The organism is Sedimentibacter sp. (assembly GCF_032080165.1).
Classification (GTDB): domain Bacteria; phylum Bacillota; class Clostridia; order Tissierellales; family Sedimentibacteraceae; genus Sedimentibacter.
Genome location: NZ_DAMASY010000004.1, coordinates 214,293 through 229,752 on the forward strand (window position 1 = coordinate 214,293; position 15,460 = coordinate 229,752).

The window sequence follows — 15,460 nt, forward strand, 5'->3', positions numbered from 1 at the left end:
GGGGACGTTTCTTCTCCCCGATTTTCTACATTCTTACTCTTTTATATGCTGCTTCCAATAACTTATCACTTTTTACTATTGCTTTTTCAAACTTACCGTTACAAAATTCTCCGATACAATCTGTTCCCAGGAAAGTCATATATATTCTGTTGTTATCTATTTTTTCAACTGTAATTTTAATTTTAACTTTTTCTCCGACTAATGTAGGATTTATATGATTAAAGTTAAAATTTCTTACGACGGTTATATATCCGTTCGGTATCAACGGCTTAAGCATATTCCACGAAACTTCAATAATTGTTGCAAGCAATGCCGGTGTTGACATTATATGGTCAATTGTTATTGATTTAGTCAAATATGAATCTGCAGGGGTTATTACCTTCTCATATGTTGTTGATAATCCAACAAAAATATTATCTGTAATCATAGAACCTCCTTAGTAATTAATTAAACATTATATTAATTTTAACAGATTCAGAGCAATTACACAATAAGAATATTTCGAATCTCAAAGTACTTGTTATCCAAATATTGATAATAATAAACCTGCTGCAACAGCTGAACCGATAACTCCCGCTACATTAGGTCCCATCGCATGCATCAGAAGGAAATTGCTCGGATTCTCTTCCTGTCCTACAGATTGCGAAACACGTGCTGCCATCGGAACTGCAGATACTCCTGCGGAACCGATCAAAGGATTTACCTTTCCTCCGGTTAATTTATACATAAGCTTTCCTAACAGTACGCCTGCTGTCGTTCCAAAGCTGAATGCAAGTAGTCCCAAACCGATAATCATCAATGTTTGAGGTTTAAGGAATGCCTCAGCATTTGCAGTTGCTCCTACGGTAACTCCTAAAAATATTGTTACTATATTCATTAATTCATTTTGTGCTGTCTTTGATAATCTTTCTGTTACCCCGGATTCTTTTAATAAGTTACCTAACATAAGCATACCGACTAATGGTGCTGCTGACGGTAAAATTAATGATACCAATGCGGTAACAAAAATCGGGAATATTATTTTTTCCTTTTTAGAAACCGGTCTGAGCTGTTCCATGACAACGCTTCGTTCTTCTTTAGTAGTAAGCGCCCTCATAATCGGTGGCTGAATAATTGGAACAAGCGCCATATATGAATAAGCAGCTACGGCTATCGGTCCCAATAATTGAGGTGCTAATTTAGAGGTTAAAAATATGGCTGTAGGACCGTCGGCGCCTCCGATAATTCCTATTGAAGCTGCCTCGGGACCTGTAAATCCAAGTAATATTGCTCCGATAAATACAGTGAAAATTCCAAACTGAGCAGCTGCTCCAAGAAGTATACTCTTTGGATTGGCTATTAACGGTCCAAAATCCGTCATCGCACCGACGCCCATAAAGATTAGAGGTGGATAAATTCCTAATTTAACTCCTAAGTACAAATAATATAAAAGACCTCCTGCTTGAAATCCTTCTTGTCCAAAGGTTCCTACCGGTTCAGCCATTAAGCCTGCAAGTGGAAGATTAGCTAAAAACATTCCAAATCCTATAGGAAGCAAAAGCAAAGGTTCGAATTTTTTAGATATTGCTAAGTACAAAAGTATAAATGAAACAATAAGCATTATAACCTGCCCTAAGGTTATACTTGCAAATCCCATGTTTCCCAAAAATTGTTTCAATCCTGTTAATAAAGTATTTAACATTATAATTCCCCGCTTTCTGTCGTTATTTAAATGTTACTAACACATCTCCGGTATTAACTGTAGCTCCTTCAGTAACTCTTACTGAATCAACGACTTCATCAGCTGAAGCAAATATTTCATTTTCCATTTTCATTGCTTCTAATATAAGTACGACATCTCCTTTTTTTATCGCATCTCCCGGTTTTACCATAATTTTAAAAATTGTTCCGGGCATTGGACATGTAATGCTTTTAGCACTATCTGATACAGGTGCAGGTGCAGATACAGGTGTTTTTTTCTCTTCAATCGGTTTTGTAATAACCGGTTCAGGTTGTACAACTCTTTCAGCAACATTAGCATCTCTTTGACCCTTTAATTCTTCAACTTCAACTTCATAAGAAATCCCTTTTACTGTGATTAAATATCTTTTCATAATGACATTCTCCTTTATTTTACATTTTTTTAGACATATTTTGCTGTCTTCCCGCAGATGCCCAAATGTTGTCCTTTTGAGCTAATGGCTTTATTGATCTTACAAAAAAATCATCCGTTGAAGAACCTTCTTCAGCCGCAATTGCAGCTGTAATAAGTAATAATAAGTCAATATCTTCAACATTTTCCTGTGTCACAGGGACTAATTTCTGCACCGGTTGTAGTATCTGTTCCGGCACTGATTTTTCTTTTGTATTCTTTTCTTTGAATATTATTCTTAATAATTCCAAAGAATAGGCAATAATAATTAATACCGTGAATACAACAAGCATTCCTAAAATAGTTATGGCTATTGAGTTTAAGAATCTTTCTCCAATAGACATAGTTTCCGTAAATAACATACAGTCACCTCTTTAAAATTGATTACATGGTTAAAAAAATGTTTTCATCAGAGTTAATTATAACATACTTTGGTAATAATGAAAGAGTAATTTTGATTTATTATTTATTGTTTTTTTCGGATTTCACATTGTTTAATATTGATTTTGTGATGTTTAACTTGTTTTTATTTTGTTGGATTTCTATAGTTTCATATCATTTATGTATGTTGAAACATAATTCCTATCAACTGTTACCACCGCATAATAGCGTCTATTTTCCTTTTGTATATTTTTTTCAATGATATTGACTAACTCGCTGATTTTCATTTCAAAACCCACAGGAACAAGTACATCAAAAATTAAGTTAGTATGTGTTTCTCCCTTTACAACCCGGAAATCATGTATGGATAATCTTTCATCGATTTCTTTAACTATTTTTTCTGTTAAGCTCCTTAAGTGATTTATTTCTTTATCATTAGTTATAACGGGATCTAAATGAATAACTAAATTGATGTCTAATTCCCTTGCGAAATCTCTTTCGATATTGTCTATCATGTCATGGCATTTCATTATATCTTCATTTGCGTCAACCTCAGCATGAACGGTTGCAAAATAACGATTAGGTCCGTAATTATGAACTACAAGGTCATGGATATTAATTATACCTTCATAAGATAATATTTTACTTTCTATGGATTCAATAAAATCAGGGTCCGGCATTTCGCCAAGCAAAGGATTTAATATATCTTTTAGTATGGAAATACCCGAATATAATATAAATAAGGCCACCAGCATGCCGATATATCCATCAATTATATAGCCGGTAAATTTAGCTATAAAAATGGATATCAATACTGCGGTTGTAGATATTACATCATTTCTCGCGTCAGCAGCCGATGCCTTCATAGTAGTTGAAGATATTCTTTCACCAAGCTTAAAATTAAAATAGCTTAACCAAAGCTTTATTATAATGGATAGAGCAAGTACGAAAACCATTGCCCACGAAAAAGTTAATTGTTCAGGATTCCTTATCTTGTCAAATGAAGATTTAATCAGTTCAACTCCTAAAAGAATTATAATTACACCAACTGCAAGTCCTGTCAAATATTCTATCCTTGCATGACCGAAGGGATGATCTTTATCTGCCGGCATGCCCGAAATTTTAAATCCGATTAAAGTAACAACAGAAGATCCGGCATCAGATAAGTTATTCACTCCGTCTGCAATTATGGATATACTGTTAAAAATCGTTCCAACAGTAATTTTGCCGATACTTAAAGCGGCATTGGCAATTATACCCACTATACTTCCAAGTATACCGTATGATTCTCTTACATTTGGATCTCTTACATTTTCATAGTCCTTTATAAACCTTTTAATAAAAAAATTAATCATATTCCCCTTCTATTTCTATGTGTATCTTTTCTAAATCAGAATACATTTTATCTATTTCATCTTTCAAAAATGTATATTCATTATAAATATTATTGTATTTATCTAAATCACATTCATCAGAGTTTGAATTCAGAACATTTTCAAGCTCTATTATTTTATTTTCCGTCTCCAATATACTGTTTTCAAGCTTTATATAATCTCTTTTTACCTTTTCTTTGGCTTTCTGCTCTTCCTTTTTCCTTAGCATGTTCTTTTTGTTTTGTGAAACGGTTTTTTCTTTTTTTATTTCCGCATACTCAGTTTGTCGTCTTTCTAAAATTCTTTGTTTTTCCTGTTTATATCCTTCGTAATCAAAGTTGTACAATTTAAATTCTTTATTTTCCAACTCACCTATACAGGTTGATATTTTATCCACAAAATATCTGTCATGAGATACAAAAAGCAGAGTGCCTTCATAATTAATTAAGCTTTCTTCTAAAACTTCCCTTGATTCTATATCCAGATGATTTGTAGGCTCATCCAATATTAATGTATTAACATTTTCATACATTAACATCCCTAACTTTAATCTTGACTTTTCCCCTCCTGACAATGTACTTATACGTTTAAATACATCTTCACCGGTAAATAATATTTTTGCTAATTCTCTCCTTGCTTCTCTTAGAGAAATTCCATAATAATATGAAAAATAATCCACTATGGAAACATCTTCATTATCAAAGCTTACTTCCTGAGACAAATATCCGATTTTAACGTTCGAGCCAATTTTTACATCTCCTGAATCCGGTTCGATTTCTTTTAGTATTATTTTTAATATTGTTGATTTACCTGTTCCGTTTTCTCCTAAAATACACATGCTGTCATTGAAAAACAATGTAAAGCTTACATCACTGAACAGTTTTTTACCATATGTTTTTTCGATACTGTCTACCTTAATAACTTCCTTACCAGTTCTTTTTACAGAAGTAATTTTAAAATTGGCAGTTCTTTTATCTATAAAAGGTTTATCCAATCTGTCAATTTTTTCAAGCCGTTTTTCTAATTCCTTGGCTCTTTTATACATCTTATCGCTGTCACGCATTTCTCCCCATATGCGGTATCTTTGTATTTGCTCTTCCATCTTTTTTATTTTATTCTGTTGGTTTTCATAATCCTTCATTGCCTGTAAAAACCTAAGTTCCTTTTCGGCAACATATTTTGAATAATTTCCAAAGTAAATTTGCGCCCCATCCGACTCAAGCTCAACAATTTTATTAACAACTCTGTCAAGAAAATACCTGTCGTGGGAAACTGCTATAATAGTTCCGCTATATGTACTCAAATATCCTTCAAGCCACTCAACTGATTTGATATCCAAATGATTAGAGGGTTCATCTAACAGTAAGAGTTCAGGCTCTTCAAGTAAAATCTTACCTAATACAATTTTTGTTTTTTCTCCGCCGCTTAGTTTATTGAATTCCATTCTTTGCATATTTTCCGATATTTCCAAGCCAAATAATATTCTGTTTATCTTTTCATTGATAGTATACCCACCGGATAATTCGTAAGAATCATGCAATGAGCTGTATTTATATATTGCAGCTTGAAGCTCATCCCCTGTTAAACAATCAAATGTCTTTTCAATTTTATCCATCTCTTTTTTTATTTCATGCAAATTTCCAAATGCTTCATTTAATACATCCAATACTGTATTATTACCTTCATAATTTGGTATTTGACTCAAATAACCTACGGTTAAACCCTTTTTCGGAAATATCTGACCGCTTTGATAATCTTCATAGCCTGCTATTATTTTTAAAAGTGTTGATTTACCGGTGCCGTTACGTCCTATTAACCCAATTCTGTCCTTTGTTTTAACATCAAATGTAACATTTTCAAATATTCTGTTTGTACCATATAATTTAGTTAAACTGCTGATTCCTATTTCTATCATAATATCACCTTCATATAAGCAGATGCCCCAAATCTTAGAATTGGTGTCAGTGCTTATGCTGTAAGTATAAAAACACCTGTGGAACAATTATGTCCCACAGGTTCTTGCCTGCATAAATATCATACTATACGTCTAAACGATTGTCAATTTTGATTGCTGAAAAATCTTCTGCTTCGTTACCGTTCAGCCGGTCTAATTTCTTTTTTCCTTGGAATTTGACTTGTTTTCTTCATTTGTTTCATTTGACTTATCCTTTTTATTATCAGATTTATCATCTTTTTTGTTATTCTTTTCCTCAAGTTTAACTAATTTTTCGTATTCCTTCGTTTTCTCCATAATATCTTTAACAGATTTATCAAACCATTGTTCGGCATCTATAGATTTTCCTGCTGATTTTGCACTTAATTGAAGCTTTTCAATCAATTCCATTTTACCGGGTGTCACTCCCTTATTTTTCGCTTTGTCAATCGCTTCCCTGCTTACTTCAATTACTTCAACCCGAAAATCTGATTCTTTAATTTCCTTATCTTTATTATCTTTCTTACTATCTTTATTATCTTCATTTTCAGCTTCTTTTTCTTTTAACTTCTCTCCATTTATTTCATCTTTCTTTTGGTTCTTTACTTCATTCTTTTGATTCTTTATTTCATTTTTTTCTTCTTTGTTTTGTTCTTTTATTTCATTTTTTTCTTCAGTTATTTTCTCATTATCAGCAGCATTGAATTCTTCAAGTTCATCTGATTTTTCGTTTTTAACCGTTTCTTCTTTCCCTGTCTTGTTTACTTCGGTTGTAATTATCGATTTTTCATCATTATCTGATTTAATATTTATTTCCTCTTCTACAGCAAGCTTCAAGGCTGATGCAAGCTTATCTGTTTTGTCTTGACTTTTGCTTGATGCAGCAACCACTACACCATCCTTCTTAGCATCGTTTAAATAACCTTGCCCCTTTAATTCAGTTAATACATTTTTGACAGCTTCTCCTATTTCCTTATTCTTAAGTTTGGAAATATCAATTTGCTCCACAACATTACGTCCGTCATCATTGATTGCATTAACCTGAAGCACCCTGTCAAATCTGTTTATTGAAAATTCAAAAGACGGATTAATATCTAAGCTTACATAAGAATAGGGAGTTAAATATGCCCATACCGGAGTTACAAACAATATTAAGCAAGCTGCTACCGAAGCCGAAAATTTAATATATTTAAGATTATTTTTAAGTATTATTTCCTGTCCGATAATATAATTTTTATTTCTAATTTTTGATATACAGCCGTCATCGGATAAAACAGCTACAAACTTGCCTTTAATCTCTACAACTACTGATTTCATTTTTCTAACTCCTCACGAATATATCGCATATAGCCCGCTAAATAAGGATAATCCCCCGACATTATCTCTACTGCCGCTACTATATATTTTCGGTGACGTTCCAATAATTTTCGGGGTATTTTGGTGTTCTTTTCAATTAAATTTAAAGGAAGCTGCCTCTTTATTTTCATCTCACTTACCAATATAGGATTCTTAATCATATATGCAACCGCTTTTGCACAAGATTGCCTGGTTTTTTTTGCTTTTGGAGAACAGTCCGTTAAATCCATAAATGAAAAACCATATGCTTCAAAAATCTCATTAATAAGATGTATCTCCATTTTTAAAGAATTATCCTCTTCGGATGCAATTTTTTTCGCAACCTCCGACTGCATGGCATAATCATATTCATCCTCTGCTTCAGATTCAAAAATAGAGGGCTTTACGGTTATCTCCGATGCGAATCTCGATTTACTTCTTATGTAGTCAATAATTCTTCTTCTTATAACCAATTCCGCAAAATTTATAAAGCTTCCTTTATCAGAGGAATATTTTTTCACCGCTTCTATAAAAGCCGCCATAGCAATTGACCATTCATCATCGCTTTTCGAAATATAACTGCGAGCTGCTGCAGATGCGCACCTCAATATGAAGTTTTCATATTGAATAATTAAATTGTTCATTACATCTTCATCATTTTTAGCATTCACTGCTAATATATCTATTTCACTCACAATTACACCTCTTAAATAAGGGCATAGCCCGTCCGCAGCCTAAAAAGCTTATGGTACATCTTAATTTAGTTATTACTTATGTCCACAATTATAACATTTCATATCTTTGATTACAATAGTCAAACTTTGGTGAAGTTCTTACGTTAAAACATTATTACCCGGCAAAGCTTAGCTTTTGAAAAGAAACCATGTATTACTGTCACCCTCATACTTAAGTTCGAATACATCCTTACCGTTATGTAGGCACACAAAGACAATTCTATTGTTACCTACAATATTTTCTTCATATATTTTCAGTATCTTTTCAATTCTTACAACCTTATCTTCAATACGAAATTTAACCGGCTCCATTTTTCCATCCGTGCTGAAAACTGCCATAACCTTTATCGGTTCATTCAAAATTTTCATATTTCCCACCCTCTATAAAATACTGCTTATGCCCGGATGTTCATCGTCCGGATATCCGCCTAAAATCGGTTTTAAATCACTGTTGGCAAAAACTCCTCTTATTATAGATTCATCACCAAACTTAGCTCTTATTTTATCAACAGCTTTGTCCAACACTTCATTTTTTATGCTCAGCTCATCCTGAAAAATATTTAGTTGTTTAACGTTTGAAAACTCAAGATCAGAAACAGAAACCCCAAGCTGTCTGATTGGACTCTTATCCCATAACTCATCAAATAAATTACAAATGTTTTTATAAATGTCTCTGGTGCAATCGGTAAAGTACGCTAATTTTCTTTGCTTTGAAGCACAGTTAAAATCCTTATCCTTAATACTCACACTTACAACTCTGCAATTCATATTGGCTTCTCTCAACCTCCATGCAGTCATTTCCGTTAAACTAAGTAAAATTACGTGAGCTGTTTCCTCATCTGTTACATTAAATTTAATAGTGCTTGAATTTCCCACACTTTTAACGGGATCCTTATCCTTGAAGTTTGAATTATCCCTGCCCCAGGCGTAATTATAAATTAACCTGCCATGAGATTTCAGCATTGAGGATATTAAATTATAATCAGAGTTCGCAAGGTCTCCTACGGTTAAAATGCCCAATTTATTCAGTTTTGGCTTTGTCTTCCTTCCCACCATATACAAATCCTCCACGGGAAGAACCCATAATTTATCCTTAATTTCATCTAAAAACATGGTATGACATTTATCCGGTTTTTCTAAATCTCCTGCCTGCTTTGCAAGCAGTTTGTTTTCTGAAACACCTATGTTGACCGTATAGCCGAACTTTTCCTTCACTCCGTCTTTTATTTTATAAGCTACTTTAAGTGCTTCTTCTCGCTTCAGGTCCGTAAATCTCAAAAAACATTCATCTATGCTGAAAACCTGAACATCCGGAGTGTAGGTCATGAGATAATTTCTGAGCACCTTGCTTGCTCTTACATATATGCTGTAATTTGGGGGAACAACAAGCAAATTGGGACATAGCTTTCTTGCCTCCATCAATGACATTCCGGTCTGAATTTTAAACTTTTTAGCAAGAACAGATTTTGCCAGTACAATACCATGACGGCTTTCTTCTTTGCCGCCTATCACAGAAGCTGCTTCTCTTATATCTCTGTCAATTCCCATTTGCTTTTCATATGCGGCAGTCCAGCTTAAAAATGCCGAATTTACATCTACGTGCATTATTATTTGAGTCAAAATTCAAACCCTCCTCAACATTATTCGAACTTATGTTCTATTATTATATCACAACTTTTTAAATTTAAAAGAGGTTTTTGGCGGTTTTATAAAAAAGTTAAAATTCTTTTTGGAATAAAAAATGTCAACGAATCAATAATAATAAATATATTTGTCATCCTGAACATAAGTGAAGGCTCTCCTACGGTACTCATAATATATTTTAAAGGAGCAACAATGAAGTTAAAGACAATTTTTATAATAACACTCCCAATAATTACAGGTATCTTAATATATTTATTTTCTAAAAGCTATTTTGAAAAAAATGCAGAGCCGGATGATTTTTCTGCCTTTGAATTTCAGACAGCAGAGGTAAACACTCCTGATACATACATTACAAAATTTTCTGCTTATTCTGATGAATACAACATATATACAAACAATCCCTACGGGTATGAAATAGTGCTGTTAAATACTTTAATTTTAAACGAAGATATAGTAAGCGTAAAAAGCAGGTTTGAATCAGATAATTTAGTCGTTGATGTGCTGTATGACGACTTTGCGGGTACACCGGATTCAAATAAAACCTATAATAATTACGGCAATAAAGGTATTAAAGAAAATCCTGAATTTGAAATTACCGATGAATATGATGATAATTACCACGAAATTAATACCCATTTCACTTTTTATGAAAGGAAATCAAATAATTTAAATGACAAAAATTATTATGCTACAATTGCATTTGAAAGAAGCAAGGTTGAAATAGTAACTGTATTTATCAAATCATCTCAATCCATAGATATAAATTATATTATACCTATGTTTAGATTTATAGATAAAAACTACGAAATGAAATCTAATAAGGTGTTTAAACCGGTTAAGAAAAAATTTGATATTCTTACTCAGCAATTTTATGATCAATATTTCATTGATAATAAGAATCTGAGTTTTGGTGTGTTTGAGCCGTCATTTCCCGCTCATGATGAAAACCTGAAAATTTTAGAGGAAATGTTTGATTATAATTTTCCCGTAGTACTGTTGTACAATAGATTTGAACTGCCATATAAAGATGAGCAAATGAATAATGCAAAAAAGCATAACAAAGTTGTCGAATACACTCTTTACACAATGGATAAAGTTGACGGCAAAGAAAAGGATATTACATTAGACATACTTGACGGTAAATATGATGATTATTTAAATGATTTAGCAATTGCCTTTAAGGAGTATAATTTCCCTGTGCTTTTCAGATTAAATAATGAAATGAACGGCGGCTGGGTAACGTATTCTGCTTTTCATATTGGCAAGGATACTGATTTATACATTGATTGCTGGAAATATATTTATAATAAATTTAAAGAGCATGATGTCAATAATTTAATTTTTGTTTGGAATCCAAATGAAAGAGATTTTCCAAACTATGCATACAATCATTACCTGAATTATTATCCCGGTGATGAATACGTTGATATAGTCGGATTAACCGCTTATAATACAGGAAATTATTATGAAGGCGAAAGCTGGCGAAGCTTTAACGAGGCATACGACCACTTTTATTATGAATATGAAAATCAGTTTGAACATCCATTTATGATTACGGAATTCAGCTGTGCGGAAGCAGGCGGAGATAAACCTTCTTGGTTCGATGATATGTTTAATAAAATAGCAGAATATGACAAGATCAAATTGGCTGTATTGTGGAACGGGCAAGATTTTGATATGACAAAGACGGAAAAAACAATATCGAGGAATTATCGACTTGACTTGGATGAAGATGTCATAAACTCAATAAAGAACGGGCTGAAAAAATATAAATAGGGAGATTCCGAGGGTGCAGCCCGAAAAATCTCCCTATGATTCCTTATTATTTTTTTAAATTCTTGTCATGTATAACCTTTAACCCTTTAAACAACAACAGAGGATCATAAATATTTATGAGTTTGGTTTCCTCATATATTATTCTGCCTAAGCCGCCTGTCGCTATAACCTTCATATCATCTAATTTCATTTCTTCCTTTATTTTTTTAATAATATATTCAACCTGACCGATATATCCATATACTAAGCCTGCTTGAATGCTTGTAACAGTGTTTTTAGCAAGTATTGAAGCAGGTTTTTTAATTTCAACGCTTGGAAGCTGTGCCGTTCTTTGCCACAAGGCATCTGCAGAAATCTGAATTCCGGGAGATGTTATTCCATATTTAAATTCTCCCTTTTCGCTAACTACATCATATGTTGTGGCGGTACCAAAATCTATTACAATCAGCGGTCCGCCATATAAATCATAACCGGCCACAAGACCTACGATTCTATCAGCACCCACTTCTTTGGGATTGTCAGTTACTATTGTTATCCCTGTCTTAATTCCAGGTCCGACAATTAAAGGTTCAATATTAAAATATTTCTTTAAAGCATTTTCAAAGGAATGCATAACATTAGGAACAACAGATGATACAATTGCGCTTTTTATTTTAGTATGCTCTATATTGTTATGTTTCAATAGGTTTAAAATAAAAACTCCATATTCATCAGATGTTTTTTCACTTCTTGTTACCATTCTCCAGTTGCCAAGGAGCTCATCACCGTCATAAACTCCTATAACTATATTGGTATTACCGATATCAACAGCTAAAATCATAGGTCTCCCTCCTACTTTTTAAGTTTATTGTATACATTTACAACAGCCGTAGTACCTATTCCGGCCACTGAGCTTTCTATTAACGCGCTTGTTGAAACTAAAAATATTGCAAATGCCGCAAAAGTAGTTCCTATCCCAAATTCTGTGCTGATTTCTACAATTTGTTCATTATAAATTACATATAGCATAAAAATTACAAGGGATGTATTTGTGAGCGCCCCTGACACTCCTGCAATTAACAATGATACTGTATTGTTATTGATTAAATTTTTAAATAATTTGAAAACATAGTAGGGAATTACTCCAACGAATATTCTGGGCAAAATTGCAACCAAGGGATTTAAGAAAAGATAATCTAACGGGGATGCTGGAGCTATTAAAGCTCTAAGCAGTGTTACAAATCCTGCCAATCCTCCCATTACAGCTCCATATTTTGGTCCTTGGATAATGCTTGTGATTATTGTCGGTAAAAATATCAGCAGGGCCATGGATGCAGATGTTGTGGGAATTGCCGTCAAAGCGACAAAAACAATTGTGAGTGCCAGCATAACTCCCATAAAGGTGAGTTTGCTTGTATTGGTTTTTCTATTCATGATATCCTCCTATTCTCGTTCTGCATTGCAGATACAAGATAAATTCAAGATATTATATCACGCTTTATGTAATATGCAAATAGTTTTTATTCCTTGCTAAGTTCATCAATTGGTTTTGTAGTAATTTGGTTTCTGTCTAAATTTAATAATTTGATTGCTTTTTCTAAATCATCTTCTGAATTCATTTCTATTTCAAGATATGGTTTTGAATAAGTTTCCTTATTCCATGTATCTATTTCGAATGTTATGCCTTCATATATATATGACCGTCTATGTTTATGGCCGGGTTTTTTCATTTTATATCCTAAAAGCTCTATTATTTTTGCAGCACTGTTCCAGTCGGAAATCTCTGTTTCAGTTTCCTCATTAACTCTTAATTTATCCCTGTTAATGCTTCTCTTAAATGTCATGGTGTGTTTTATTTCACCATTTAAAAGGTTTTCCGTTATCCTAATCCTTAGATACCCGTTATAGGATTTCTTTAAAAAGCTGTCTTCAGTATCAAATCTGTAATTTATCTGATTTTCATCCTTAATAAGAGTTGCTCCCAAGCTGATAAGCTTTTTTTCTATATCCTGTTTATCGATGTTAAGAACCTTAACTTCTTTTTCCCTCATAAACTCCTCCAAGTCATTTTTAACATTATATCATAATTGCCTAATTTATCATAATAAAAAATATTTTTAAATTTTTAGAAATATTGCTTGATAATTAACAAACTGTAATTTATAATGAATTTATTCAATGAACATATTCATTGAAAAGAGAAATAATTGGAGGATATCAATGAAATTAAAAAAAATATTAAGCGTTATTTTGGTTGTATCAATGCTTTTTAGTATGGCATCATGTACTGCAAACACTGAACAAAAACCTGAAAACAACAACGACATTGATACAGTTTTCACACCAGGAACATATGAAGGAGAAGCGGAAGGATTTCACGGTATTATAAAAGCAAAGGTTACAGTATCAGAAACAGAAATAACAGACATAACTGTAGAACATACTGAAACCGCAGGTCTCGGAGATAAGGCTATTGATAAAATTGTATTGCAGATAAAAGAAAATACATCATTAGATGCTCCGATAGTTTCAGGAGCAACATATTCGAGTAATGGTATTATTGCAGCAATTACAGCTGCTCTAAAAGAAGCAGGAGCTGATATTGATGCATTAAAGGCTAAGACGATTGCGGATAATAATAAAACCGAGGATGTAGAAAAAACGGCTGACGTTATAGTAATCGGCGGTGGCGGAGCGGGACTTGCAGCTGCAGTTTCAGCTCATCAAAACGGAGCATCTGTAATGGTAATTGAAAAGATGCCCCAGGTAGGTGGTAATACAATTATTTCAGGTGCAGCTTATAATGCGGCGGACCAAGGCAGACAGTCGTTATTACCAATGACAGATTTAGAAAAACAAACTGTTGAAGATTTAATAGATGCAGAACAATCAGATTCTGAAGTTAAGGAATGGCAAGAAACACTTAAAAAAGAATGGGAAGAATACCTTGACTCAGGGAAAACTCATTTATTTGATTCACCAACATTGCATAAGTTGCAAACATATAACGGTGGAGACAAATTAGGTGACACAAAGCTTGTAAGTATACTTGCGGATAATTCATTGCCTGCAGTAGAATGGCTTGAAGACCTTGGAATGAAATTTACTGATCATGTATTTACGGTATTAGGCGGATTGTGGTCACGTGCACATAAACCTGAAAAACCATTGGGAACAGGATATATTGAAACGTATATGGATTATATAGATAAAAACAGCTCAGAAATTGAATTGATGCTTGAAACGAAAGCAAATAGTTTCATAGTTGAAAATGGAGCAGTTACAGGAGTAAATGCTGAATCAAACGGAGCTAAAGTAACTCTTCATGCTAACAAAGGTGTTGTTTTAGCATCAGGAGGATTTGGAGCAAATGTAGAGATGCGTGAACAATACAACACGTTGTGGCCATCACTTAAGGATATAAAAACAACAAATCATACAGGTGCAACAGGTGACGGAATTACAATGTCACAAGAATTAAATGCTTCAATAGTGGGAATGGAACAAATTCAGCTTCTACCTATGGGGGATCCAGTAACCGGCAGCTTAAGCGGAAATATTGAACAAGGGGTTCAAAATCGTATATTTGTTAATAAAGAAGGAAACAGATTCGTTGACGAGGGAGCTCGCAGAGACGTTATGACTAAAGCTTTGATGGAACAAACAGATTCATCTATGTGGGTAATTCTTGACAAGCATTCATATCCGACAAGCGATACAAAGAATAACTTCAATGAAAGCATTGACAGCTTGGTGGAAGCAGGCAGAGCATTCAAAGCAGATACTCTTGAAGAATTAGCAAAACAAATAGGTGTTGATGCAGACAATTTAGTAAAAGCTGTAGAGACATTTAATGAAACAGTAGATGGAAAAACAAAAGACGCATTTGGAAGAACTTTGTTTGCAGATAAAATAGATACTGCACCATTTTATGCAGGAGCTCGTGTTCCAACGGTTCATCATACAATGGGTGGAGTTGAAATAAATGAGAATTCTCAGGTTTTAGATGTTAACGGTCAAATAATTAAAGGTCTTTATGCTGCCGGAGAAGTAACAGGCGGAATCCACGGAAGCAATCGACTTGGCGGAAACGCATTGGCTGACATAACCGTATTCGGTAGAATTGCAGGAGAATCAGCAGCATTAGGTAAATAACCCTCCAAATATATAAAAC

Annotated in this window: 15 protein-coding genes; 2 read left to right on the top strand and 13 right to left on the bottom strand. The window is 33.5% G+C overall.

Annotated features, from left to right (window positions below; translation table 11 throughout):
- Positions 1–25: 25 nt before the first annotated feature.
- The 10 genes from RT412_RS07660 to RT412_RS07705 form a co-directional block, all read right to left on the bottom strand.
- The gene (locus tag RT412_RS07660; protein ID WP_313341704.1) at positions 26–427 is read right to left on the bottom strand and encodes a thioesterase, FlK family; all 402 of its coding nucleotides are present in this window, start codon (positions 425–427) and stop codon (positions 26–28) included.
- Positions 428–520: 93 nt separating this feature from the next.
- Positions 521–1,681, bottom strand: coding sequence for a sodium ion-translocating decarboxylase subunit beta (locus RT412_RS07665; RefSeq protein ID WP_313341707.1), 1,161 nt, complete (start codon positions 1,679–1,681; stop codon positions 521–523).
- A gap of 22 nt (positions 1,682–1,703) precedes the next feature.
- Positions 1,704–2,093, bottom strand: a complete 390-nt coding sequence (locus RT412_RS07670) for a biotin/lipoyl-containing protein (RefSeq protein WP_313341710.1) — start codon at positions 2,091–2,093, stop codon at positions 1,704–1,706.
- A gap of 19 nt (positions 2,094–2,112) precedes the next feature.
- Positions 2,113–2,493 carry an OadG family protein gene (locus RT412_RS07675; protein ID WP_313341712.1) on the bottom strand — a complete coding sequence of 127 codons (381 nt, stop codon included), beginning with the start codon at positions 2,491–2,493 and terminating at the stop codon, positions 2,113–2,115.
- Positions 2,494–2,673: 180 nt separating this feature from the next.
- Positions 2,674–3,867, bottom strand: coding sequence for a cation diffusion facilitator family transporter (locus tag RT412_RS07680; protein ID WP_313341715.1), 1,194 nt, complete (start codon positions 3,865–3,867; stop codon positions 2,674–2,676).
- On the bottom strand, positions 3,860–5,800 hold the full coding sequence (abc-f, locus tag RT412_RS07685) for a ribosomal protection-like ABC-F family protein (protein ID WP_313341718.1): 1,941 nt from the start codon (positions 5,798–5,800) through the stop codon (positions 3,860–3,862). The genes RT412_RS07680 and abc-f overlap by 8 nt, the downstream gene beginning before the upstream one ends.
- 192 nt (positions 5,801–5,992) lie before the next feature.
- Positions 5,993–7,135: a hypothetical protein gene (locus RT412_RS07690; protein WP_313341721.1), complete on the bottom strand. Its 1,143-nt coding sequence runs from the start codon at positions 7,133–7,135 to the stop codon at positions 5,993–5,995.
- Positions 7,132–7,848 (bottom strand): sigma factor, encoded by a 717-nt coding sequence (locus RT412_RS07695; protein ID WP_313341723.1) that lies wholly within the window; start codon positions 7,846–7,848, stop codon positions 7,132–7,134. The genes RT412_RS07690 and RT412_RS07695 overlap by 4 nt, the downstream gene beginning before the upstream one ends.
- 168 nt (positions 7,849–8,016) lie before the next feature.
- Complete coding sequence (locus RT412_RS07700; protein WP_313341726.1) at positions 8,017–8,256, bottom strand: hypothetical protein; 240 nt, start codon at positions 8,254–8,256, stop codon at positions 8,017–8,019.
- Between the two features lie 12 nt (positions 8,257–8,268).
- Positions 8,269–9,507 (bottom strand): DNA polymerase IV, encoded by a 1,239-nt coding sequence (locus tag RT412_RS07705; protein WP_313341729.1) that lies wholly within the window; start codon positions 9,505–9,507, stop codon positions 8,269–8,271.
- A 216-nt stretch (positions 9,508–9,723) separates the two neighbouring features.
- Between RT412_RS07705 and RT412_RS07710 the strand changes: the two genes are divergently transcribed.
- Positions 9,724–11,307 (top strand): glycosyl hydrolase, encoded by a 1,584-nt coding sequence (locus RT412_RS07710; RefSeq protein WP_313341732.1) that lies wholly within the window; start codon positions 9,724–9,726, stop codon positions 11,305–11,307.
- A 46-nt stretch (positions 11,308–11,353) separates the two neighbouring features.
- On the opposite strand, the gene RT412_RS07715 is transcribed toward RT412_RS07710, so the two are convergent.
- The 3 genes from RT412_RS07715 to RT412_RS07725 form a co-directional block, all read right to left on the bottom strand.
- Complete coding sequence (locus tag RT412_RS07715; protein ID WP_313341735.1) at positions 11,354–12,127, bottom strand: type III pantothenate kinase; 774 nt, start codon at positions 12,125–12,127, stop codon at positions 11,354–11,356.
- Between the two features lie 11 nt (positions 12,128–12,138).
- A complete protein-coding gene (locus RT412_RS07720) occupies positions 12,139–12,720 on the bottom strand; it encodes an ECF transporter S component (protein ID WP_313341738.1) in 582 nt (193 codons plus the stop codon).
- 86 nt (positions 12,721–12,806) lie between these two features.
- Positions 12,807–13,337, bottom strand: a complete 531-nt coding sequence (locus tag RT412_RS07725) for a class IV adenylate cyclase (RefSeq protein ID WP_313341741.1) — start codon at positions 13,335–13,337, stop codon at positions 12,807–12,809.
- A 169-nt stretch (positions 13,338–13,506) separates the two neighbouring features.
- Between RT412_RS07725 and RT412_RS07730 the strand changes: the two genes are divergently transcribed.
- Positions 13,507–15,441 carry a flavocytochrome c gene (locus tag RT412_RS07730; RefSeq protein WP_313341744.1) on the top strand — a complete coding sequence of 645 codons (1,935 nt, stop codon included), beginning with the start codon at positions 13,507–13,509 and terminating at the stop codon, positions 15,439–15,441.
- Positions 15,442–15,460: the final 19 nt, after the last annotated feature.